This window comes from Streptomyces niphimycinicus (assembly GCF_018883605.1).
GTDB lineage: Bacteria > Actinomycetota > Actinomycetes > Streptomycetales > Streptomycetaceae > Streptomyces > Streptomyces niphimycinicus.
Genome location: NZ_JAHLEM010001287.1, coordinates 1 through 884, shown reverse-complemented (window position 1 = coordinate 884; position 884 = coordinate 1). Strand labels below are relative to the sequence as shown.

Below are 884 nucleotides of genomic sequence, written 5' to 3'. Positions count from 1 at the left end.
CGCCGCACCACCTGGGCCACGGCCGCCACCGCCTCCGGGTCGGTGCGCGGGGTGCGCCGGGCGGGCAGCTCCAGCAGCCCCCAGCCGGACTCGGCGGCCTCGTCCAGCACCCGGTCCGGCCCCGAGCCGTCGGAGGCCACCCCGAAGCTCAGCCGCCGCTCGCCGTGGCCGGTGCCGCTGCGGAAGGGCGTGTACGGATAGAACGCGGCCGAGACCAGCGGTGCGGCCGAGGCCGGCAGCCGCCAGGACACCGGCAGCCGGTGCTGCGGAAGCCGCGGATTGTGCGCGAGCAGAGTGGTGACCGCGCTCGCCGACGGGTCGTACGAAAGCCCCGCCCACTGATCGGCGCCCACCACGCTGAACGGGTCGAGCTGCCCCGGGTCGCCCACGAACAGCGCCCGCTCGAACAGCCCGGCGACCGCCAGCAGCGCGTCGGAGCGCATCTGGTACGCCTCGTCGACGATCGCGTGCCGCCATGGCTCGACGTGTCTGATGTGCGCCCACTTCGCGGCCGTGGAGACGACGATGTCGAGCCCGGCGAGGTCGGCGATCTTCGCGGAGGCGCGGACCGACGCATGACCGTCGAGCACCGGGTCGTACGGATGCGGATCGCTGCTGTGCAGCCGCCCCACCGGAAGATCGGGGTCCGCCGTGGCCAGCCGGTCCACCAGATCGTCCACCTGGGCGTTGGTCTGCGCGACCACCATCAGCGGCCGCCCGGCGGCGGCCAGCTCCCGCGCCGCCCGCACCACCAGCGTCGACTTGCCCGCACCGGGCGGGGAGTCCACGACGACGCCGCGGTCCGCTCCGTGCAGCGTGTCCCGCAGGATCGCCTCGGTCGCGCGCGCCGCCGCGGCCGACGGGTCGAACGGCTCGCCCGCTCG

At 75.6% G+C, this 884-nt stretch carries 1 protein-coding gene; it reads right to left on the bottom strand.

Translation table 11 applies throughout. The features are described 5' to 3' along the window. Positions 1–884: AAA domain-containing protein (locus KN815_RS49385; protein WP_253209753.1), on the bottom strand; the 884-nt coding region annotated here is incomplete at both ends.